Source organism: Acidovorax sp. CF316 (assembly GCF_000276605.1).
GTDB lineage: Bacteria > Pseudomonadota > Gammaproteobacteria > Burkholderiales > Burkholderiaceae_C > Acidovorax.
Genome location: NZ_AKJX01000207.1, coordinates 68,277 through 88,402, shown reverse-complemented (window position 1 = coordinate 88,402; position 20,126 = coordinate 68,277). Strand labels below are relative to the sequence as shown.

General features: G+C 67.3%; 22 protein-coding genes. 11 read left to right on the top strand and 11 right to left on the bottom strand.

Features of this window, described 5'->3' with window-relative positions:
• The first annotated feature begins 86 nt into the window (after positions 1-86).
• From PMI14_RS35090 to PMI14_RS25545, 7 genes are all read left to right on the top strand, one after another.
• Positions 87-479 (top strand): SMI1/KNR4 family protein, encoded by a 393-nt coding sequence (locus PMI14_RS35090; protein ID WP_007858854.1) that lies wholly within the window; start codon positions 87-89, stop codon positions 477-479.
• A gap of 161 nt (positions 480-640) precedes the next feature.
• On the top strand, positions 641-1,354 hold the full coding sequence (locus PMI14_RS25570) for a YebC/PmpR family DNA-binding transcriptional regulator (RefSeq protein WP_007858853.1): 714 nt from the start codon (positions 641-643) through the stop codon (positions 1,352-1,354).
• A gap of 64 nt (positions 1,355-1,418) precedes the next feature.
• Positions 1,419-1,703 (top strand): DnaJ domain-containing protein, encoded by a 285-nt coding sequence (locus PMI14_RS25565; protein ID WP_007858846.1) that lies wholly within the window; start codon positions 1,419-1,421, stop codon positions 1,701-1,703.
• On the top strand, positions 1,700-2,275 hold the full coding sequence (locus PMI14_RS25560; protein ID WP_007858843.1) for a hypothetical protein: 576 nt from the start codon (positions 1,700-1,702) through the stop codon (positions 2,273-2,275). Before PMI14_RS25565 ends, PMI14_RS25560 begins: the two co-directional genes overlap by 4 nt.
• Before the next feature lie 2 nt (positions 2,276-2,277).
• On the top strand, positions 2,278-3,036 hold the full coding sequence (locus PMI14_RS25555; protein WP_007858842.1) for a hypothetical protein: 759 nt from the start codon (positions 2,278-2,280) through the stop codon (positions 3,034-3,036).
• Between the two features lie 8 nt (positions 3,037-3,044).
• Entirely contained in the window at positions 3,045-4,316 is a 1,272-nt protein-coding gene (locus tag PMI14_RS25550; protein WP_035205719.1) for a hypothetical protein, read from the top strand.
• 45 nt (positions 4,317-4,361) lie between these two features.
• Positions 4,362-4,847: a DUF2199 domain-containing protein gene (locus tag PMI14_RS25545; protein WP_007858840.1), complete on the top strand. Its 486-nt coding sequence runs from the start codon at positions 4,362-4,364 to the stop codon at positions 4,845-4,847.
• 47 nt (positions 4,848-4,894) lie between these two features.
• On the opposite strand, the gene PMI14_RS25540 is transcribed toward PMI14_RS25545, so the two are convergent.
• Positions 4,895-5,644 (bottom strand): AAA family ATPase, encoded by a 750-nt coding sequence (locus tag PMI14_RS25540; RefSeq protein ID WP_007858839.1) that lies wholly within the window; start codon positions 5,642-5,644, stop codon positions 4,895-4,897.
• A 235-nt stretch (positions 5,645-5,879) separates the two neighbouring features.
• Between PMI14_RS25540 and PMI14_RS25535 the strand changes: the two genes are divergently transcribed.
• Positions 5,880-7,043 (top strand): GGDEF domain-containing protein, encoded by a 1,164-nt coding sequence (locus PMI14_RS25535; protein ID WP_007858838.1) that lies wholly within the window; start codon positions 5,880-5,882, stop codon positions 7,041-7,043.
• A gap of 30 nt (positions 7,044-7,073) precedes the next feature.
• On the opposite strand, the gene PMI14_RS25530 is transcribed toward PMI14_RS25535, so the two are convergent.
• The 4 genes from PMI14_RS25530 to PMI14_RS25515 form a co-directional block, all read right to left on the bottom strand.
• Positions 7,074-8,348, bottom strand: coding sequence for an amidohydrolase family protein (locus PMI14_RS25530; RefSeq protein WP_007858837.1), 1,275 nt, complete (start codon positions 8,346-8,348; stop codon positions 7,074-7,076).
• A gap of 88 nt (positions 8,349-8,436) precedes the next feature.
• A complete protein-coding gene (locus PMI14_RS25525; RefSeq protein WP_007858835.1) occupies positions 8,437-8,883 on the bottom strand; it encodes a hypothetical protein in 447 nt (148 codons plus the stop codon).
• Positions 8,880-9,803, bottom strand: a complete 924-nt coding sequence (locus PMI14_RS25520) for an ABC transporter permease (RefSeq protein WP_007858833.1) — start codon at positions 9,801-9,803, stop codon at positions 8,880-8,882. The genes PMI14_RS25525 and PMI14_RS25520 overlap by 4 nt, the downstream gene beginning before the upstream one ends.
• Positions 9,800-10,861 carry an ABC transporter permease gene (locus PMI14_RS25515; protein WP_007858832.1) on the bottom strand — a complete coding sequence of 354 codons (1,062 nt, stop codon included), beginning with the start codon at positions 10,859-10,861 and terminating at the stop codon, positions 9,800-9,802. The genes PMI14_RS25520 and PMI14_RS25515 overlap by 4 nt, the downstream gene beginning before the upstream one ends.
• A 137-nt stretch (positions 10,862-10,998) precedes the next feature.
• Here PMI14_RS25515 and PMI14_RS25510 point away from each other — a divergent pair, with 137 nt between their 5' ends.
• On the top strand, positions 10,999-11,538 hold the full coding sequence (locus PMI14_RS25510) for a hypothetical protein (RefSeq protein ID WP_108016437.1): 540 nt from the start codon (positions 10,999-11,001) through the stop codon (positions 11,536-11,538).
• Positions 11,539-11,572: 34 nt separating this feature from the next.
• Here PMI14_RS25510 and PMI14_RS25505 read toward each other — a convergent pair whose 3' ends face one another.
• The 5 genes from PMI14_RS25505 to PMI14_RS25485 form a co-directional block, all read right to left on the bottom strand.
• Positions 11,573-13,141 carry an ABC transporter ATP-binding protein gene (locus PMI14_RS25505; protein ID WP_007858828.1) on the bottom strand — a complete coding sequence of 523 codons (1,569 nt, stop codon included), beginning with the start codon at positions 13,139-13,141 and terminating at the stop codon, positions 11,573-11,575.
• An 8-nt stretch (positions 13,142-13,149) separates the two neighbouring features.
• Entirely contained in the window at positions 13,150-14,100 is a 951-nt protein-coding gene (locus PMI14_RS25500) for a 5'-methylthioadenosine/S-adenosylhomocysteine nucleosidase (RefSeq protein ID WP_007858826.1), read from the bottom strand.
• Between the two features lie 94 nt (positions 14,101-14,194).
• Entirely contained in the window at positions 14,195-15,205 is a 1,011-nt protein-coding gene (locus PMI14_RS25495; RefSeq protein ID WP_007858824.1) for a BMP family protein, read from the bottom strand.
• 202 nt (positions 15,206-15,407) lie between these two features.
• Positions 15,408-16,049 carry a uracil phosphoribosyltransferase gene (gene upp, locus PMI14_RS25490; protein ID WP_007858819.1) on the bottom strand — a complete coding sequence of 214 codons (642 nt, stop codon included), beginning with the start codon at positions 16,047-16,049 and terminating at the stop codon, positions 15,408-15,410.
• Between the two features lie 343 nt (positions 16,050-16,392).
• Complete coding sequence (locus PMI14_RS25485) at positions 16,393-17,367, bottom strand: threo-3-hydroxy-L-aspartate ammonia-lyase (RefSeq protein WP_007858817.1); 975 nt, start codon at positions 17,365-17,367, stop codon at positions 16,393-16,395.
• 182 nt (positions 17,368-17,549) lie between these two features.
• On the opposite strand from PMI14_RS25485, the gene PMI14_RS25480 reads away from it, so the two are divergent.
• Positions 17,550-18,317 (top strand): basic amino acid ABC transporter substrate-binding protein, encoded by a 768-nt coding sequence (locus PMI14_RS25480; protein ID WP_007858814.1) that lies wholly within the window; start codon positions 17,550-17,552, stop codon positions 18,315-18,317.
• Between the two features lie 102 nt (positions 18,318-18,419).
• Positions 18,420-19,190 (top strand): amino acid ABC transporter permease, encoded by a 771-nt coding sequence (locus tag PMI14_RS25475; protein ID WP_007858804.1) that lies wholly within the window; start codon positions 18,420-18,422, stop codon positions 19,188-19,190.
• Here PMI14_RS25475 and PMI14_RS25470 read toward each other — a convergent pair.
• Positions 19,187-20,038, bottom strand: a complete 852-nt coding sequence (locus tag PMI14_RS25470; RefSeq protein ID WP_007858802.1) for an enoyl-CoA hydratase-related protein — start codon at positions 20,036-20,038, stop codon at positions 19,187-19,189. The two genes, PMI14_RS25475 and PMI14_RS25470, sit on opposite strands and share 4 nt — an antisense overlap.
• Positions 20,039-20,126 lie beyond the last annotated feature (88 nt).

The window sequence follows — 20,126 nt, the reverse complement described above, 5'->3', positions numbered from 1 at the left end:
ACCTTGGGTCGGTGCGAGCCAGCGGCACGGGCCTTGGCGATTTGCCCGGGTTCCCTGGGCTGGCGCGATCTGGTAGCGTGCCTGCCATGGCGCTTCCCACCACCGAATCCTTTGTCGCGGCTGCAGAGGACCAATTGGGCCTTGCGCTGCCGCCCTGGCTGCGGGTGCGGCTGATGCAGGCCAATGGCGGCACCCTGGAGGCCGAGGGCGAGTACTGGGAGCTGTTTTCCGTGCCCGACACGAGGGACCGCAAGCACATCACCCGCTCCGCAACCCACATCCTTGGGGAAACGGCTGCGGCCCGCGAATGGACGGGGTTTCCGCCCCAGGCGATCGCCATTGCCAGCAATGGCGGCGGCGACTACCTGATCCTCCTGCCCGACGAGCAGGCGCCCTCCAGGCTGCACGACAGGCCCTTCATCTGGCTGCACGGCGTGGACGAGGCACCGGTGCAGATCGATGTGCCCATGCCCCCATAGTGCTTGCACCTTGGCGACAGTGGTACTCTATAGGGTTCGGCCAGAGACGGGGCTGCGGCGTTTTTGCAACGCTTTCAAGCCCGGATTCCTGGCCTGACAGGGCGCCTGCTTGAAGGGCAGGGCGCCCGACCAACCAAAACTCACCGAGGAAGAGGTCCAACATGGGCGCGCAGTGGAAAGCAAAAGGCAAGGCACAGGTCGCAGATGCCAAGGGCAAGCTGTTTGGCAAGCTGGTCAAGGAAATCATGGTCGCTGCGCGCGGCGGTGCCGACCCGGCCGGCAATGCACGACTGCGCCTGGTGGTCGAGCAGGCCCGCAAGGTCTCCATGCCCAAGGACACGCTGGAGCGCGCCATCAAGAAGGGCTCCGGTACCGGCGCCGATGCGGTCAACTACGAGCGCGTGATCTATGAAGGCTTTGCGCCCCACCAGGTGGCGGTGATGGTCGAGTGCCTGACCGACAACGTCAACCGCACCGCGCCCGAGATGCGCGTGCTGTTCCGCAAGGGCCAGCTGGGCACCTCCGGCTCGGTGGCCTGGGACTTCAACCACGTGGGCATGATCGAAGCCGAGCCCGCCAACGGCGATGCCGACCCTGAAATGGCCGCCATCGAGGCCGGTGCGCAGGACTTCGAGGCCGGCGACGAAGAAGGCAACACCACCTTCTGGACCGACCCGACCGACCTGGACCTGGTGAGCCGCGCTCTGCCGGCCCAGGGCTTCACGGTGCTGTCGGCCAAGCTGGGCTACAAGCCCAAGAACCCGGTGAACCCCGCCAACCTCACGGCCGAACAGCTCGAAGAGGTGGAAAACTTTCTGGCGGCCATCGACTCCAACGACGACGTGCAGAACGTGTACGTGAGCCTGGGCGGCTGAAGAAGCCCGCCGCCCTGGTGCCGGCGCCCGCTGTGCGCGCCGGCCACCGCACCACCTGGATTCCATGACTGCAGACCACTACGCCGCCCTCGGGCTGGCGGCCAACGCCTCGCTCGCCGACATCAAGAAGGCCTACCGCCAGAAGGCGGCCTTCTACCACCCGGACCGCAACCCGGCGCCCGACGCCGCGCAGCGCTTCCAGGCGGTGCAGAAGGCGTATGACGTGCTGTCCGACGATACGGCACGCCAGGCCTACGACGACAACCGCCGCCGCAACCTGCTCGACGACCCGCTGCAGACCGCCCAGGAAATCTGGCACACCTACACCCAAGGCATTCTTCCTTCGTGAAACTCTCTCCCTATTTCTATGACCTGCGTTCGGCCTACCAGGCCGAGCTCGATGACCTGACCCAGGATTCCGAAGGCAAGGACGTGCTGCGCAAGCGGCTGGCGCAAAAGCGCAACGAAATGGCCTTTCTCGTGCAGATGATGGAGCTGGCCCCCGAGATGGTGGCCGTGGTCTTCCACCAGGGTTTTCGCTTTGCGCGCCCCGCGGCGCTGGAGCACCTGATCGGCCGCGGCGTGGACGACCTGCCGGCCTGGAGCACCCTGGCCGATGGCGCCGTGCTGCTCGAGCCCTGGGCTGCCAGCCTGGCCAAGACGGTGCTGGCCGAGCCTGGCGGCGAGCGCTTCATGGCCGTGGCAGCGGGCCTCGAGTACCTGCAGGTGCATTCGCGCCTGGCGCCTGCGGCCCAGCAAGCCGACGCCGAAGATGAAGAGAACGACGAAGACGCCGCCGAGCACGACGACGGCTACGACAACCTGAGCGCCGACGATGCCGCCGACCCGCACAACGCCCGCTCGCGCGAGGAGGCCAGCGACAACTGGCTGTCCGACGTAGGCTTTGACCGCAAGGACTGACCATGAGCAGCAACAACCACCTGGCCCTGATCACCAAGACCACCAGCCTCATCGCGGCTGGCGACATCGTGGGCGCCGAATCGGCGCTGGCCGAACTGGCCGACACCGATGGCGACAACGCCCTGATGGTGGTGCTCGACCAGCTCGCGCCCAAGGACATCCTGGCCGTGATGCGCGAGTACGACGACTCCAAGGCCTCGGTGGTCAACCTGCTGGTCACGCCCGAGCAGTTCGCGCGCGCCATGGTGCTCGAAAAGCAGTACAAGGACCTCACCCACACGCACCTGCGCAACATGGTCAACGCCGTGGTGTTCCGCGACGATGCCGACCCGGTGGCCTTCCTCACCGCCATTGGCGACCTGGAGGGTGGCAGCGAGGCGCTGGCCAATTACTTTGCTGAAAAGTGGAGCCGCATCGAGGCCTTTGCCCGCACCGGCACCTTCGATGCGGTGGAGGACTACGGCCCCACGCTCACCGACGACGAGCTGCTGGCCTCGGGCTACGTGCAGCCGCGCATCGACCAGGACGAAGTGGCCGACCGCGACTGGATGCAGATGGCCTGGCTGCTGCGCTACGAATGCCGCGACCTGTTCATCGAAACCCTGCTGGTGCTGCGCGCCAAGGCCCGCGCCTTCGACCTGGGCCTGGACGAAGGCGATGAGCCCGCCGAAGAGGATGACGGCAAGTTCGAGACCAGCGAGACCGACCGCGGCAAGGCCACGCCTGCCGCCCGCGCATCCGACGAAGAGTCGGCCATCTGACTTTGTTCATGTCCGAGCACGAAATGTCTTCTGCGCCGGCGGCCAACGCGCTGCAACTGCACGACGCGCGCCCCTTCTTCGAGAAGGCGCTGGCCCACGGCGTGGCGCACGGCATCATCGATGCGGCCAGGCTGGCCGCGATGAACACCGACGCCCCCAAGGGCATGGTGCAGATCGCGCGCTACTTCGGCAGCGAGTTCCTGCGGCCCGAGCTGGAGAAGGCCCGCGACCGCATGGTCAACCTGATCAGCCTGTACCTGCTGGACACCACGGGGGGCGACCTGCACGAGGCCGCGGTGTCGCTGCGCGACAACTCCTTCCTGTCGCGCTCCAAGGGCGGGTCGGACATGCTCAAGCGCCTGATCGCCATGCCCGAGAGCAGCAATTTCGGCATGGGCGGGTACGCCGATGCCGAAACGCCGTTGCTGGCCGTGTGGTCGCTGCGCAGCCATGCCGATTACCGCGCCGAGCTGGCGCGGCGCAGCCAGATCGCAGCGGCCATCGGCGCTGCCCGGTGGCTGGCCGAACAGTACGACCTGGACGACGACGCGCTCGAAGAATCGGGCGCCGACGCCGAGGCCGTGGTCCGCACCGGCCTGCTGCTGCAGGCCCTGGCCCCCAAGGTGGGTGATTGGCCCAATGCCGTGGTGTTCGAGAAGATCGCCACGGCCCACCGCAAGAAGAAGACCACGGCGGACCAGGTCAGGCTGTCGCTGCCGCCTGGCCTGCCTGCCGACCTGAAGGATGTGGTGGAGGCCCAGCGCGCCACGGTGCTGGCCGACCTGCCCAGGCTGCTCGACACGGCCACGCCACTGCGCAACCTGCTGCGGCCCACCAGCGGTTTCCGTGCGCGCTACTTCCTGCTCGACGACCCCCTGGCCGAGGTGGACGACTACCACCGCAACCTGGCCGACCTGGACGAAGAGGGCGATGCCCCCCAGCCCGCCAGCAAGACCTGGACCAAGGCCGTGCAGGGCAACGAGGACGAGCCCAGCCTGCTGACCCTGTTCCTGTGCCTGGCCACCGGCACGCCCAAGAAGACGGTGCTGACCGAAAAGACCGCCGCCAGCCTGGTGCGCAAGTTGCGCAAGAGCGGCTGGCAGCCCGAGCTGGCAACCGGGTTCATCCGCGCGCATGCGCCCGGCGTGCGCCAGGCCGACTATGGGGACCTGTGGAACAGCTTCGTGCAGGAGTCGCAGGCCACACTGCTCAGCGACATGGACTACCAGATGCACGATGCCCTGGCGTTGCTGCGCCGGGAATGCAACGTGGTGGGTTGAAATTCCAGGGTTTACATTGCTGTCCTTCTCAATCGGGAGGTTCTGATGGCGTCCATCTGCAGCAGCTGCGGAAAAGTCCATGGCGAGATGTCTCGCTACTTCATGTGGCGTTTGCCCAAGCTGGGGTTCGCGTCTGCGCAGAAGCTGGTATCGGACGATGAGTACATGTGCCGCATCGGCAACAAGCGGCACTTCATCAGCTGCGAGCTGGCGCTGGCTTTCCAGGACCCATCGGAAAAGCCACTGGGCTTCATCGGCTGGGTGGAGGTTTCGCGCGCTGACTACGAGGCTTACCAGCGCTACCGCAGTGACGAGGAGAAACTGCCGCCTATGGCCAGGTGGATCGAAGGTCGCCTCGCCAATCCTGTGCCTGCGGTGGCTGAATCGCTGGGTGTTTCGGTGCAATTCGAGGTGCTCTGTGGTGATCCCACGCCCTACATCACCTGGGTGCAGCCGGGTACTGCATTGGCTGCCCGTGTGCAGGAGGGCGCGACCCTGGCGTTCTGGCACGAGGCCGCCGGGCTGGTGTAGCACCCCGCACCTTCCAGGCGTTGCGGTTTATGCCGCAGCGTCGGTACTCAGCCCCCGAGGAGCCCCTTCAGCATGCCCTCTGGGTCCATGAAAAAGTCGCGCGGCACCCGAAAGTGTTCGGTGTCCTGGTAAGCGATGGGCGCTATGCCGTCTTGGCCGCAGTGAAAGATGGTCGCGTCCGGGTAGGCCATGAGGATCGGCGAGTGCGTGGCGATAATGAACTGCGATTTCTCTTCCACCAGGTCGCGCATGCGCGCCAGCGTGGCCAGTTGGCGCCGGGGTGACAGCGCGGCTTCGGGCTCGTCCAGGATGTACAGGCCCTGGCCGCCAAAGCGCTCCGTCATCAAGGCCATGAACGACTCGCCGTGCGATTGCTCGTGCAGGGAGCGGCCACCATAGCTGTTGATGATGGGCGGCGCAGGGCAGGGCTCTTCGTCCATCTTCTCGATCTCGGTGGCTACATTGAAAAAACTCTCGGCCCGCAGGAAGTAGCCGTCCCTGGGCCGGCGCAGGCCCTTGGCGATGCGCAGGTACCGGTGCAGGTCGGAATGCGATGCGCGCGTGCCGAAGCTGAAGTTCATCGATCCGCCCTCGGCATTGAAGCCCAGCGACACGGCGATGGCTTCGAGCAGCGTCGATTTGCCCGAGCCATTTTCGCCCACGAAGAAGTTCACGTGCGGGTGCAGGTCGATCTGCTCCAGGTCGCGAAGGAGGGGCAGTGAGAACGGGTACTGGTCGAAGGACTCGACCTTGTCACGCAGCAGCGTGATCCGGCTGACGAACTGGGACGAGATCATGTCGGCAGGCAGGTAAGGGGGAGGCTGGCTGTCCGGCGCGCGCCACACTTCGGGGCGGGTAGCAGGTTTCCTCGGGGCTGTGTCAGCCCTGGGTCATGGGGTAAGAGTAACATTGCCTGCATCCCAGCCTGCACGGGCCTTCCATCGCGCCCAAGAGCGCGCCTACCACCTGCCAGTCAGTCAGCCAGCTTCAGTGCACAGTCCGACACTCGTCATCCTCGCTGCCATTCTCGCAATGCTGCTCACCCTGGTGGTGTTCACCATGTGGCATTTCAACCGGAACATTCCCGGCCTGGGGTGGTGGGTGCTGTCCTTCCTGTCGGCCGGGGTGTTCAGTGTGAGCCTGCTGGCGCGCGAGCACCTGCCCGAGCTGGTGTCTGTGGTCATCTCACAGTGCTGCATCTCGCTGGCGGCCTACATGTGCCTGCTGGGCAGCCGTGCCTACATGGGGCGGCCGCCGGCCTCCCATGCGTATGCGGCAGCCGCCATAGGGGCGCTGGTGCTGGCATCGGCCTACTTCACCGTGGTACAGCCCCACCTGGGCATGCGCTTCGTGTTCGCCGGGCTGGGTGCCGGTGTGTTCTTCCTGTTGACCGCGCGCACCCTGGCGCAAGGGGAGGCGCGGCTGGTGCCTGCGCGCTACCTCTTTGCGCTGGCGGCGGCTGCCCACGGCCTGTTCCTGCTGCTGCGCCCCTTGCTGTTCAGGCTGGGTGCCGGCACGGTGGAAGGCGGGATGGACGCGAGCCTGGTGGCCCGGCTGTCGCAGTTCGTTGTGCTCGAGTCGTTGATCGCGCTGGTGCTGTTCGCCTTCGGCGCGCTGATGCTGGCCAACGAATTCATCGCCAATGAACTGCGCCACCTGGCCGAGGTGGACCCGCTGACCAATGTGTTCAACCGCCGCGCCTTCCTGACGCTGCTGGACAAGGCCATGAGCAATGCCCAGCGCACCAGCGGTGCCGGACTGCCGGTGCTGGTGATGGACCTGGACCATTTCAAGAAGGTCAATGACACCTGGGGCCACCAGTGCGGCGACGAGGTGCTGCGCCACTTCGTGCTGCTGGCCAACCGCTGCCTGCGCCGCGAGGACGTGCTGGGCCGCCTGGGGGGCGAGGAGTTCGCGATTGCCCTGCCCAACGCCGACCACGAGGGCGCGCGCACGGTGGCTGAACGCCTGTGCGCCCTGGTGGCGGCGCAGCCGGCTCCCACCGAGCGCAGCGCCATTCCGATCACCGTGAGCATCGGGGTCACGCTGAGCATGCCGGGTGAAACCCCTGAGTCCGTGCTGCAGCGCGCCGATGAGGCCATGTACCTGGCCAAGAAGCGCGGTCGCAATCGGGTGGAGGTGCTCAGGGCGCCCGAGCGGGCAGTATCGGCCACGGTTGCGGTGCCTGCCCACTGACCCAGCCGCTGCTGTCGCAGCAGCCGATCTTTATTGCGCCAGGAACGCTGCGCTGTCCGGCCGGCCGGGCAGTGCCAGGCGGGCAATGGGGGCGGGGCTGCTGGCGATCTTCTGGCCGCGCCGGTACACCGCCAGCCGCGTGGACCGCAGGCGAATGGCCTCGACCGGGTTGCGCGCGTGCAGCAGCACGAAGTCGGCGTGGCAGCCGGCCGCCAGGCCATAGCTTTCCAGCCCCAGCAGTTGGGCCGGGTTGGTGGTGACCGCCTCGAAGCACTGGCGCATGGCGGCCTGGCTGGTCATCTGCGCCACATGCAGGCCCATGTGGGCCGCCTCCAGCATGTCGGCGCTGCCGCCACCGTACCAGGGGTCCATCACGCAGTCGTGGCCAAAGGCCACGGTGAGGCCGGCCGCCATGAGCTCGGGCACGCGCGTCATGCCCCGGCGCTTGGGGTAGGTGTCGTGGCGGCCCTGCAGGGTGATGTTGATCAGCGGGTTGGCGACCACGCCCAGCTGCGCCTCGGCCATCAGCGGGATGAGCTTGCTCACATAGTAGTTGTCCATGCTGTGCATCGACGTGAGGTGCGAGCCCGCCACGCGGCCGTGCAGTCCCAGGCGGTGGGTTTCGTGCGCAAGGGTCTCCACATGGCGCGACAGCGGGTCGTCCGACTCGTCGCAGTGCATGTCCACGCGCTTGCCGCGCTCGGCCGCCAGCTCGCACAGGATCTTCACGCTCTCGGCCCCCTGGGCCATGGTGCGCTCGAAGTGCGGGATGCCGCCCACCACGTCCACGCCCAGGTCGAGCGCGCGTGTCAGGTTGTCCAACCCGCCGGGTGAACGCAGCACGCCGTCCTGCGGAAAGGCCACCAGCTGCAGGTCCAGGTAGGGTGCCACGCGCTGCTTCACGTCGAGCAGGGCGCGCACGGGCAGCAGGCTCGGGTCGCTGGTGTCCACATGCGAGCGGATGGCCAGCAGGCCCTGGGCCACGGCCCAGTCGCAGTACTGCAGCGCGCGCTGCACGATGGCCTCGTGCGTGAGCTGGGGCTTGAGCTCGCCCCACAGCGCAATGCCTTCGAGCAGGGTGCCGCTCTGGTTCACGCGCGGCTGGCCATAGCTCAGCGTGGAATCCATGTGGAAATGGGCGTCCACGAACGGCGGGCTCAGCAGCAGGCCGCCGGCATCCACCGTTTCGTGCGCGGGGGCTGCGAGGCCCTCAGTCACCTCGTTGATGCGGCCATCCTGCACGGCCACGGACATGTGGGTGCGGCCGTCGGGCAGGGTGGCGTTGTGGATCAGCAGGTCGAGCATGGTGGTGCAGGTGCAGGGCGTTGTTCGTGTTCGGCGCGGGTAAGGGTATTTTGTCGCGGATTCGTGCCTGGATCCCGTTCCTGGTGGCTCATCGCTCCGGGTGCGCGGTGTAGCGGTACACCCCAGGCCGATGGCCGGCGTCGATGGCAATGCTGCGCAGCTTTTCTTCATGCCCCGAGCTGGCCCGCGCCGTGATGCGGATGCCGGTGCGCGTGGCGTGGCAGGCGATGCGGGTCAGCGCGATCTCCGCATGGTCGTTGTTGAGTTCGCGGATGCCCTGGGTATGGACTGCCTGCAGAGTGCCATGGTCATCGCGCTGCATCCACTGCAGGTACAGGAAGGACTGCGCGTACTGCGTGCCATGCACGATGCGGTAGACGCCTTCGTTCTTGCGCACAGGCCATTGGCCGCAGACCTGCACCCAATCCACCGCGTCGGCAGTGGCAAAGCGTTCGTAGGGCACATCCATGCCCAGGGCGTTGGCCGAGGGGGCGCACGCCAGCGCCAGTGCAGCCAGCGCGATCGCTGCTTTCACCGCTCGCCCTTGCGGTAGGGCTTCATCAGCGCCTGCGGATACGCGGCCTTGCGCGCCACCAGCACCAAAGCCAGGATGGACAGCAGGTAGGGCAGCATCAGGTAGACCTGGTAGGGCAGCCAGGCATCGCCAGCCTGCTGCAGGCGCAGCTGGAGGGCGTCGAAGAACGCGAAGAGCAGGGCGCCCAGCAGTGCCTTGCCGGGCCGCCACGAGGCGAATACCACCAGCGCCACGCAGATCCAGCCGCGGCCGTTGACCATGTTGAAGAAAAAGGCGTTGAAGGCCGACAGCGTGAGGAAGGACCCTGCCACCCCCATCAGCGCCGACCCGGCCACGATGGCCCCGGCGCGCGTGGCCGCGACCGACAGGCCCTGGCCTTCGGCGGCCTGTGGGTTCTCGCCCACCATGCGCACGGCCAGGCCCAGCGGGGTGCGCATGAGCACCCAGGCCAGCAGGGGCACCAGCACCAACGCCAGCAGCGTGAGCGGCGTCTGGGCCGAGAGAATGGGAATGCCCAGCCATTCCATGGGCGCAAACGGCTCGATGGTGGGTGGTGTGTTCACCTTGGGAAAGCCCACGCGGTAGCCGTAGTAGCTCAGCGCCGTGGCCAGGAGCGTGATGCCCAGGCCCGAGACATGCTGCGACAGCGCCAGCCCCACCGTAAGCCAGGCATGCAGCAGCCCGAACACCGCGCCCGTGAACGCCGCCACCAGCACCCCGGTCCACAGGCCGCAGCCGGCATACACCGCGAGCCAGCCCGTGAAAGCGCCCGCGACCATGATGCCTTCGATGCCCAGGTTGAGCACGCCGGCGCGCTCGCACAGCAGCACCCCGAGCGTGCCCAGGATGAGGGGCGTGGCCACGCGCAAGGTGGCGATCCAGAAGGCCGGGTTGGCCAGGATGTCGAGCAGCTCGGTCATTTCCACTTCACCCGGTACTGTGTGAGGAGCGTTGCCACCAGGACGGCGATCAGCGAGGTGGCCACGATCACGTCGGCGATGTAGGTGGGTACGCCCACGGCGCGGCTCATGCTGTCGGCCCCCACCAGCACGCCGGCCACGAAGGTGCCGGCTGCTATCACCCCCAGCGGGTGCAGCCCGGCCAGCATGGCGATCACGATGCCGCTGTAGCCATAGCCCGGCGACATGTCCAGCGTGACGTAGCCGGTGCGGCCCGCCACCTCGATGGCACCGGCCAGCCCTGCCAGCCCGCCCGAGAGCAGGGCCACCAGCACGACGGTGCGGGTGATGGGCACGCCGGCAAAGGCGGCAGCGCGCGCATTGGCGCCCGCTGCCCGGATGTCGAAGCCCGGCACCGTGCGCCGCAGGATCGCCCAGAGGATGAGGGCGAGCCCGATGGCCCACAGTAGGCCCGTGTGCAGGCGCGTCTGTGGCACCAGCTTGGACAGCTCCAGATCGCCTTGTAGCGCGACGCTCTGTGGCCAGCCCATGGAGAGCGGGTCCTTCATGGGCCCGTCGAGCAGGGCCGAGACCAACAGCAGGGCGATGAAGTTGAGCAGCAGCGTGGTCACCACCTCGTCCACCCCCAGGCGCGACTTCATCAGCGCCGGGCCCAGCAGCAGCAGGGCGCCGGCCAGGGCCGCCGCCAGCATCATCAGCGGGAACAGCAGCCAGGGCGACCATTCCAGCCCCGTGCCCCCATGCATGCCGCCCACGGCCACGGCGGCCAGCGCGCCGGCGTACAGCTGCCCCTCGCCCCCGATGTTGAACAGCCGCGCACGGAAGGCCACGGCCGCGGCCAGCCCGGTCAGGATCAGCGGCGTGGCGCGCGTGAGCGTTTCGGTCAGCGCGAAGACCGAGCCGAAGGCGCCCTGCAGCAGCAGCCCGTAGGTGCGGCCCACGGGCGCGCCGGCCCACAGCACCAGCAGGCCGCTGATGAGCAGGGTGGATACCACGGCGCCCACCGGCGCCGCCACGTAGGCGGCGGGGGAGATGTGGTTGCGTTTCTCAAGCCGCATGGGTCATCAGCGTGTGGAGGGGGGTGGAATGCATCGGATTACCATGTGCAGAGCGGAGGCCGGGCCTGCAGCGCGCGGGGCCGCCAAAAAAAGAGAGGGGACGCATGAACAACCCGGTCCGGAGATGGTCTGGATGCATGGCTGTGGCATTCGCGCGTGGCGCAGCCATGCTGCTGTGTGGCGCTTTGATGCTGCCTTGTGCCGGGGCGGGCGCACAGCCCGGCGCGGCGCCGGCAACGGCTGCTTCGGCCGCTGCGTTGGACCTGCCACTCAAGAACGAAGCGGAATACACGGCCCAGCTCAATGCCGAGCTCCAGGCGGCCCACGAAGACCGGGAGCGGCGCAGGGAGCGGGCACGGTGGATTTCCGCGGTGACGCTGTTGTGCCTGGTGGCCGGCCTTGTCGCATTGGCCTGGTGGGCGCTGCGCAGCCGCCAGCCCCGGGCGGTGCGATGGAGCCGCCTGGCGCTCTGGACGCCCTGCCTGCTGCTTGCCAGCGCCTGGTTCTTCCCCTGGTCGCTGTATGCGGCCGCGGTATTTGCACCGGCCTTTCCGGTCGTGTGGTGGAGGAGGGCGCTGCCCTGGTGGGAGCTGGGCGTGGCATTGGTGCTGTACCTGCCAGCCCTGGTGTTCACCTGGTTTGTCTTCAGGACCTTGGCTGCCATGGGCGCCGGGTAAGGGGCTGGGCGCTGCTGCATCGGTGCCTGCGGTGTCACGGAGCCTCCTCCCTACCCTTGACCGCCCCCGCCATGGCCAGGCCGATGGCCTCTCGGCTCCAGGCTTCGGCCGGCTGGGTGGGGGTGAGGTGCCCCTCGTGCATCACCGCCACGCGGTCGCCCAGGGCCAGCACTTCGTCGAGGTCGTCCGAGATCAGCAGCACGGCCGCGCCGCCGTCGCGGGCGTTGATGAGTTGCTGCTGCACGAAGGTGACGGCGCCGATATCGAGGCCCCAGGTGGGCTGGTGCGCCACGATGAGGCGGGGGGCCGGCGCGCTATGGTGGGCGTCGTAGGGCGGCAGCAGGGCGCGGCCCAGGATGAGTTTTTGCATGTTGCCGCCCGAGAGCGAGCGGGCCGGGGTGTCGGGCCCGCCGCCGCGCACGTCGAAGGTTTCGGCCACGCGCTGGGCATGCTGGCGCGCCGCGCCGCGCTTGACCCAGAAGGCCTTGAACCAGGGGTGGGCGAACCAGTGGCTGCGCAGGCGCTCGGACACGGCGTTCTCCCACACCGGCAGGTCGCCCACCACACCCACGGCATGGCGGTCCTCGGGGATGCGGGCCACGCCCTGGTGCACCACCCAGGCGGGCCGGGCCTGCAGCGGCGCGCCGAGCAGCGTGACCTGGCCGGCCGTGGCAGCGCGCACGCCGCACAGCACATCGGCCAGCGCCACCTGGCCATTGCCCGAGACACCGGCAATGGCGACGATCTCGCCCGCATTCAGGGTGAGCGACACGCCCTGCAGTCGGTCGCGCCCGGTGGCGGCGGTGGACACGTCGGCCAGCGTGCACACCGGCGCGCCCACGCTTTTGGCGGGCCGGCGTTCGCTGGCCTCGATGGCGTGGCCCACCATCCACTGCGCGAGCTGGCTCTGCGTGGTGCCCTGCGCGGGCGCCTCGGCCACGAGCTTGCCCTGGCGTAGCACGGCCACGCGGTGCGAGACGCGCAGCACCTCGGCCAGCTTGTGGCTGATGAAGATGATGGACAGGCCCTCGGCCACCATCTGCGACAGGGTGTGGAACAGCGCCTCGCTCTCCTGCGGGGTGAGCACGGCGGTGGGCTCGTCCAGGATCAGGATGCGTGCGCCGCGGTACAGGGCCTTGAGGATCTCGACCCGCTGGCGTTCGCCCACCGAGAGGCTGCCCACCCGCGCATCGGGCTGCACCGGCAGGCCGAAGCGGGCCGACACGGCGAGCAGCTTCTCGCGCGCGGCGCTGCGGCGCGAAAACGGCTGCCACAGCGGCTCGCTGCCCAGCAGCACGTTGTCCAGCACGGTGAGGTTGTCGGCCAGCGTGAAGTGCTGGTGCACCATGCCGATGCCGGCGGCCAGCGCCGCGCGCGGCTGGCCGGGCGGCAGCGGTTGGCCTAAGACCTCGATGCTGCCCTCGTCGGCCACGTAGTGGCCGAACAGGATGGACATCAGCGTGGACTTGCCCGCGCCGTTCTCGCCCAGCAGGGCCAGCACCTCGCCGCGCGCCAGCGTGAGGCCGATGCCGTCATTGGCCACCAGCTTGCCGAAGCGCTTGGTGATGCCAGTGAGGCGAAGAACGGTTTCTGCGGGCTCCATGGGCAGTGCTACTTCCAAGCTGCGAGAAATGCCTGCAACACCTTGGCCGAATTGGCGGCCGCCAGGTGCATGAAGGTGTCCATCTCGTTGGCACCGTCGCCGCCGCCTGCCAGGTCGCTCAGCGAGCGGAAGGCGATGTAGGGCACGCCGTTGCTGTGCGCCACCATGGCCGTGGCAGCAGTCTCCATGTCGAGCACATTGGCCTCGAAGGTCTTGAACGCGTATTCGCGGAAGGCCTTGTTGTCCACGAAGGCCTGGCCCGAGACGCCGTTGCCGCCCACCACCATGCGCGGGCGCTCCTTCAGGCAGTGGCTGGCATGGCAGTGCTCCAGGGGCACGGTGGCCAGACTATTGGCCACGGCCAGCATGCGCGGGTCGGCCTCGAACCAGAATTTCTGCGTGAGTTTCGGATTGGCGGCCGAGCGCACCTCCACCGGGCGCGGATGCATCATCCCAAAGGCAGGCAGGGTGAGTTCAGCCTGCATCCAGCCGGGCGCCGAGTACTTGCCAGGCTGGTCTTCGCGCGCCACGAGCCACTCCATGTACTGGCCCCAGCGCGCGGGCACCGTCACGTCGCCGATGTGGAGGCCCGGGTTCACGCCGCCGGCAATGCCGGAGAAGACGATGTGGCTCACGTGGAAGCGGTCCAGCACCAGCTGCGTGTTCATGGCCGCATTCGTCATGCTGATGCCCGAGAGGAACACCACCACGGGCTTGCCCTGCAGCGTGCCGGTGGTGAATTCCACGCCATTCACGCTGTGCTTGACCGGCTGCTGCACCTGGGGCAGCAGCACGGTGAGCTCGGGCGCAAAGGCCGAGATCACGGCGATGCGCGGCGTGCTGTCAAGGCGCGTGCCCTGGACTGCGGGGCTGGATGCGCAGCCAGCCAGGGCACCGGCCAGGGCCAGCGTGCCGAGCAGTTGGGCGATGCGACGGGGGAGCAATGCGGTGAAGGTCATGGGCAACAGGGTAAGCGATGGACAGTACCAATGAAAAGGGCCACCGCAGTGAAGTAGGTGGCCCCGAATGGCGCACGCAAGCGCCGCCTGCAGCTTACTTGGCCGTGGACTTGGGCTGGCTATCGTCCACCTTCACGGTGAACTTGCCGGCCAGGATCTCGGCCTCCCTGGCCTTGACCTTGGCCACGATGTCGGCCGGTACCTTCTTCTCGAAGGTGCCCAGGGGCGCGAGTTCCGAGCCCTTGTGCTTCATCATCGAGTACGGGCCGTAGTCCTCGGGCGTGAACTTGCCTTCCTTGACCAGCTTGAGCGCGCGGTCGATGCTAGGCTCCATGTGCCACAGGGCCGATGCGACCACCGTGTCGGGGTACTTGTCCTGGGTGTTGATCACATTGCCGATGGCCAGCTTGCCCTTTTCCTTGGCGGCATCGCTCACGCCGAAGCGCTCGGCGTAGAGCACGTCGGCGCCCTTGTCGATCATGGCGAAGGTGGCTTCCTTGGCCTTCGGTGGGTCGAACCAGCTGTTGATGAAGCTCACGGTGAACTCCACCTTGGGGTTCACTTCCTTGGCACCGGCCATGAAGGCGTGCATCAGGCGGTTCACCTCGGGGATGGGGAAGCCGCCCACCATGCCGATCTTGTTGCTCTTGGTCATGCCGCCGGCCACCATGCCCGACAGGTAGGCCGGCTCCTGGATGTAGTTGTCGAACACGCTGAAGTTGGGCGCCTGCGGCTTGCCCGAGGAGCCGAGCAGGAAGGAGGTCTTGGGGAAGTCCTTGGCCACCTTGCGGGCGGCGGCTTCCACCGCGAAGGCTTCGCCCACGATGAGCTGGTTGCCGCCGGTGGCGTACTCGCGCATCACGCGCTCGTAGTCGGCGTTGGTCACGTTCTCGCTGGACTTGTACTCGATCTCGCCGCGCGCCTCGGCCGCCTTGAGGGCCTTGTGGATGCGGCTGACCCACTGCTGCTCGTAGGGCACCGTGTAGATCGCCGCCACCTTGGTCTTGGCCTGGGCCATCGCGGCGCCGGGCGCCAGGCCGATCATGGCCGACAGTGCCAGCGAGGTGGAGAACAGGTGGCCGGTGAAGATGCGGCGTGAGGTCATGAGGTTATTCCTTCTTCGGATGGAGGACGGGCGATCGGATCTGGCGTTGTCTCAAGCAATTAGTGCGCCAATGGATGGCAGGCGCTGGCATGCAGTCTGCCAGAAGAAAGCCACCAGTTGGTAAAAATTCGCACCGGCTTGGGGCGTAAAAAAGCCGCCCAAGGACTGGGTCCCTGCGGCGGCTGTTCGATCTGGCCCGCTCTTACTTGGTGCCAAAGATCCGGTCGCCGGCATCACCCAGGCCCGGCAGGATGTAGCCATGGTCGTTGAGCTCGCGGTCGATGGCGGCGGTGAAGATCGGCACGTCCGGGTGCGCCTTCTGCAGCGTGGCCACGCCCTCGGGTGCGGCCAGCAGGCAGACGAACTTGATCGAGCGGGGGTTGAGCTTCTTGAGCCGGTCGACGCAGGCGGCGGCCGAGTTGCCGGTGGCCAGCATGGGGTCGACCACGATGATGTCGCGTTCGTCCATCTCGGACGGCATCTTGAAGTAGTACTCCACCGGCTGCAGCGTGGCCGGGTCGCGGTACAGGCCGATGTGGCCCACGCGCGCGCCAGGCACCACGGTCAGCATGCCGTCGAGAAAACCATTGCCCGCACGCAGGATGGAGACCAGCACCAGCTTCTTGCCGTCGATCACCTGGCCGGTCATGGTCTCCAGCGGGGTCTCGATCTCGATGTCCTGCAGCGGCATGTCGCGCGTGACCTCGTAGGCCATGAGCGTGCTCAGCTCGCCCAGCAGGCGGCGAAAGCTGTTGGTGCTGGCGTCCTTCCTGCGCATCAGCGTGAGCTTGTGCTGGACGAGGGGGTGCTTGATAACGGTGACGTTGGTGGTAGCGGGGCTCATGGCGCGGCCTTTGTTATGTGGCGGTGAATGTGAATGGCGGTGACGGTATTTTGACGTCCCTTTGAGCCTGCGGGCGTGGAAACTGGCAAGGCCACATGCCAGAGACCCCGCGGAGCCGGCTTTGCCGGGCCACTGGAGGCGCCCCCTGAGGGGGAGGCGACGCAGTCGCTTCGGGGCGAGGGCAGCGCAAAGCCAAGTCCATCGCGCGCCGCGCGCCCCGCTTTGGGCGGCCTGCGGCGTTGCAAATGCTCACCATAGCACCCGCTATGGCTGCGCTTTGCGCCTTGCAGTCCATCCCAAATCAGCGCACGCGCCATCTCGAAGACTTGGCTTTGCGTTGCCCCTAATCCGCCAGAAAGCGCGCATAGCGCGCCATGTCCACGTTGCCCCCGCTGACGAGGATGCCCACGCGCGCGCCATGCACGTCCACGCTGCCGTGCCGGGCACCCGCGAAGGCCAGGGCACCCGTGGGCTCCACCACCAGCTTCATGCGCTCGGCAAAGAAGCGCATGGCCTCGACCAGTTGCTCATCGGTGGCGGTGACGATGTCTTCCGCCAGGCGCTGGATGATGGGGAAAGGGATCTGCCCGAGCGAGCGGGCCTGTGCGCCGTCGGCAATCGTGTGTGGCGTGGGGATCTGCACCAGCTGTCCGCTGCGCAGCGATTGCTGGCCGTCGTTGCCGGCCTCGGGCTCCACGCCGACCACGCGGCAGCTCGGCGCCAGGGCCTCGGCGGCCAGCAGGCTGCCGGCGAGCAGGCCGCCGCCGCCCACGCAGACGAAGAGGTAGTCCAGGTCGGGTACCTCCTCCAGGAATTCCTTGGCGGCCGTGCCCTCGCCGGCGATCACGTGGGGGTGGTCGAAGGGCGGCACCAGTGTCATGCCGCGCTCCTGGGCCAGCCTCTGGCTGATGGCCTCGCGGTCCTCGGTGTAGCGGTCGTAGGTGACGACCTGGGCGCCGTACTCGCGCGTGGCGGCCATCTTGGTCGTTGGCGCGTCCTCGGGCATCACGATCAGGGCCGGCATGTCCAGCAGCCGGGCCGACAGCGCGATCGCCTGCGCATGGTTGCCGGCCGAGAAGGCCAGCACGCCGCGTTCGCGCTGTTCGTCGCTGAACTGCGAGAGGGTGTTGTAGGCCCCTCGGAACTTGAACGAACCCGTGCGCTGCTGGTTTTCGCACTTGAAGAACACCTGGGTGCCCAGCAGCGCGTCGGCCATGTTCGAGCGCAGCACGTGCGTGCGGTGGGCCACGCCAGCGAGCCGCTGTGCGGCAGAAACAACATCCGCGTAGGTGGGCGGGGCAAGGCTGGCGTTGCTCATAGTGGAATCTTTCAGGGATGAATGGGCTCAACTATTCCACCCATCATAAAACTGCCTGACTATTGGCCACAGGGGGCGCGCAAGGCCCAAAAACAGGGCGTGCACCGCTATGAATATTGATGCCTGTGCCCCTGGGGCATGGATATACTGCCCTTTTTCCCGACTTTCCCCAAGAGCCCACCATGTCCATTTCCCGCCGCATTGCCACCCTGGGCCTCGGCCTGGCCGCCTCGTTCGGTGTCTCCCTGGCTGCCCACGCGCAGGCCCGCGAGCTCACCGTGGCCTCCAGCGCGACCTATGCACCGTTCGCGTTCGAGAACAAGGACAAGCAGATCGTCGGCTTCGACATCGACATCATCAACGCCATCGCCAAGCACCAGAACCTCAAGATCAAGGTCGTGAACACGCCCTGGAGCGGTATCTTCGCGGCACTGAACAATGGCGACGTGGACCTGGTGATCTCGGGCGTGACCATCAACGACAAGCGCCGCCAGAGCTACGACTTCTCGGCCCCGTACTTTGCGGCCCACCAGCTCATCGCCGTGCCCAAGAACAGCACCGTGGCCTCGCTCAAGGACCTGGCGGGCAAGAAGATCGCCGTGGTGAACGCCTCCACGGCCGACGACGTGGCCTCGCGCGAATTCGGCAAGACCAGTGCCAACATCCGCCGCTTCGAGAGCACGCCGCTCATCATCTCCGAGCTGGCCGGCGGCGGCGTGGATGCCGCCATCGGCGACAACGGCGTGATCGCCTACCGCGTGAGCCAGAATGCAGCGCTCAAGACGGTGGAAGACCCTTCCTTTCCCGAAGAAGGTTTCGGCATCGTCGTCAAGAAGGGCGACAAGGCCCTGCAGGACAAGCTGAACGCCGGCCTGGCTGCGGTGCGTGCCGACGGCAGCTATGGCGAGATCTACAAGAAGTGGTTCGCAAAAGAGTACAAGGCCCGCTGAGGCCGGTTCTGGCTTGAGTCACTTGCAGCGGCCGCCAGCGGCCGCTTTTTTGTTTTCTGAAGGGTGGCCGCGTGTGCGGCCGTGAAAGAGGGGAGACGACGCATGGAACAACCCGAATTGTGGTTTGGCTGGTTCCGGCCAGACATCCTGGTGGAATACCGCGAGCTGTTCTTCAAGGGCGCGTGGATGACCCTGTGCATGACGGTGGTCTGCGTGCTGATGGGCGGCACCTGGGGCCTGGTGCTGGCCCTGGCGCGGCTGGCGCAGGCGCGCCATGCGCCGTGGAACTGGGTGTGCCGCTTTCTGCTGCGCTGGCCGTCCACGATGTACGTGAGCTTTTTCCGCGGCACGCCGCTGTTCGTGCAGATTTTGCTCATGCACTTCGCGGTGATGCCGCTGTTCATCCACCCGGTATCGGGCCTGCTGGTGGACGGCGACCTGGCGCGCACGCTCAAGCAGGAGCATGGCGCGCTGATCTCGGGCATCGCTGCGCTCACGCTGAACTCTGCCGCGTACATCTCGGAGGTGTTCCGCGCGGGCATCCAGTCGATTTCGCGCGGCCAGTCCGACGCCGGGCGCTCGCTGGGACTCACCCCCCTGCAGGTGCTGCGCTACGTGGTGCTGCCCCAGGCCTTCAGGCGCATGCTGCCACCGCTGGGCAACAACATGATCGCGCTGCTCAAGGACACCTCGCTGGTCTCGGCCATCGGCCTGGCCGAGATGGCCTACGCCGCGCGCACCGTGGCGGGCGCCTATGCGCGCTACTGGGAGCCGTACCTGGCCATCTCGCTGGCCTACTGGTGCATGACGCTGGCCCTGACCACCCTGCTGCGCCGGCTGGAGCACCACATGGCGCGCAGCGACCGGGGTTAGCCCAACTCCGAGAAACGCTGCAGCGGGGTGAGGGCAGGGAAGTCCCCCGCGCGCTTTTGCTTCATCGCCGTGACCGACTCCTGCACGTGGCGGTTGCTCCAGATCGCGCCCTGCAGCCAGCCCATCTGGCGCAGGCTGTCTTCCACCGAGTGGTCACGCGCATAGTTCACGGCCTGCTTGGTGCCCCAGATGGCCACGGGGGGCTTGCTGGCGATCTCGCGGGCGCATTCCAGCGCGGCGGTCAGCATGGCCTCCTGCGTGTCGAAGACCTCGTTGACCAGGCCGTAACCCAGCGCTTTCTGGGCGGGCATGCGCCGGCCGGTGTAGGCCAGTTCCTTGACCACGCCCAGCGGCACCAGCTTGGGCAGGCGCTGCAGGGTGCCCACGTCGGCCACCATGCCGATGTTGATTTCCTGGATGCAGAAGAACGCGTCGGCCGTGGCGTAGCGGATGCAGGCCGCCGTCACCATGTCCACCGCACCGCCGATGCAGCCGCCGTGGATGGCCATGATCACCGGGATGCGCAGCTCCTCCAGCCGGGTGAAGGTGTGCTGCATGTCGGTCAGCAGGTCGAAGATGGCGGCGCGCCCCTCGGGGCTCTGGTCGTCCATGGTGATGGCACCGCCGAAGGTCTCCAGCGCCATGCCTGCGCTGAAGTGCTTGCCGGTGCTGCTGATGACCAGGGCCCGCGCCGCGCCCGCCTGGTGCAGGTGCACCAGCACCGCGTCCAGCTCGCGCCAGAACGTCGGGTGCATGGTGTTCATGGCCTCGGGCCGGTTCATCACCAGGTGGGCCACATGGCCGGTGGTGGTCAGGGAAAAGCAGGTGAGGGTGGGAGCAGTGTTCATGGGCGAACACTGTAGGCCGCACGCCCGCGCCGCCATCGTCGCGTGGGTGACTATGCGCGGGTTTTGCCCGAGCCCGCCCCGTGGCAGA

Bases quoted from the DNA above. Each gene is read 5' to 3' on its own strand.
- PMI14_RS35090 (WP_007858854.1), top strand. From the start codon at position 87: ATGGCGCTTCCCACCACCGAATCCTTTGTCGCGGCTGCAGAGGACCAA.
- PMI14_RS25570 (WP_007858853.1), top strand. From the start codon at position 641: ATGGGCGCGCAGTGGAAAGCAAAAGGCAAGGCACAGGTCGCAGATGCC.
- PMI14_RS25565 (WP_007858846.1), top strand. From the start codon at position 1,419: ATGACTGCAGACCACTACGCCGCCCTCGGGCTGGCGGCCAACGCCTCG.
- PMI14_RS25555 (WP_007858842.1), top strand. From the start codon at position 2,278: ATGAGCAGCAACAACCACCTGGCCCTGATCACCAAGACCACCAGCCTC.
- PMI14_RS25550 (WP_035205719.1), top strand. From the start codon at position 3,045: ATGTCCGAGCACGAAATGTCTTCTGCGCCGGCGGCCAACGCGCTGCAA.
- PMI14_RS25545 (WP_007858840.1), top strand. From the start codon at position 4,362: ATGGCGTCCATCTGCAGCAGCTGCGGAAAAGTCCATGGCGAGATGTCT.
- PMI14_RS25540 (WP_007858839.1), bottom strand. From the start codon at position 5,644: ATGATCTCGTCCCAGTTCGTCAGCCGGATCACGCTGCTGCGTGACAAG.
- PMI14_RS25535 (WP_007858838.1), top strand. From the start codon at position 5,880: ATGCTGCTCACCCTGGTGGTGTTCACCATGTGGCATTTCAACCGGAAC.
- PMI14_RS25530 (WP_007858837.1), bottom strand. From the start codon at position 8,348: ATGCTCGACCTGCTGATCCACAACGCCACCCTGCCCGACGGCCGCACC.
- PMI14_RS25520 (WP_007858833.1), bottom strand. From the start codon at position 9,803: ATGACCGAGCTGCTCGACATCCTGGCCAACCCGGCCTTCTGGATCGCC.
- PMI14_RS25515 (WP_007858832.1), bottom strand. From the start codon at position 10,861: ATGCGGCTTGAGAAACGCAACCACATCTCCCCCGCCGCCTACGTGGCG.
- PMI14_RS25510 (WP_108016437.1), top strand. From the start codon at position 10,999: ATGGCTGTGGCATTCGCGCGTGGCGCAGCCATGCTGCTGTGTGGCGCT.
- PMI14_RS25505 (WP_007858828.1), bottom strand. From the start codon at position 13,141: ATGGAGCCCGCAGAAACCGTTCTTCGCCTCACTGGCATCACCAAGCGC.
- PMI14_RS25500 (WP_007858826.1), bottom strand. From the start codon at position 14,100: ATGACCTTCACCGCATTGCTCCCCCGTCGCATCGCCCAACTGCTCGGC.
- PMI14_RS25495 (WP_007858824.1), bottom strand. From the start codon at position 15,205: ATGACCTCACGCCGCATCTTCACCGGCCACCTGTTCTCCACCTCGCTG.
- upp (WP_007858819.1), bottom strand. From the start codon at position 16,049: ATGAGCCCCGCTACCACCAACGTCACCGTTATCAAGCACCCCCTCGTC.
- PMI14_RS25485 (WP_007858817.1), bottom strand. From the start codon at position 17,367: ATGAGCAACGCCAGCCTTGCCCCGCCCACCTACGCGGATGTTGTTTCT.
- PMI14_RS25480 (WP_007858814.1), top strand. From the start codon at position 17,550: ATGTCCATTTCCCGCCGCATTGCCACCCTGGGCCTCGGCCTGGCCGCC.
- PMI14_RS25475 (WP_007858804.1), top strand. From the start codon at position 18,420: ATGGAACAACCCGAATTGTGGTTTGGCTGGTTCCGGCCAGACATCCTG.
- PMI14_RS25470 (WP_007858802.1), bottom strand. From the start codon at position 20,038: ATGAACACTGCTCCCACCCTCACCTGCTTTTCCCTGACCACCACCGGC.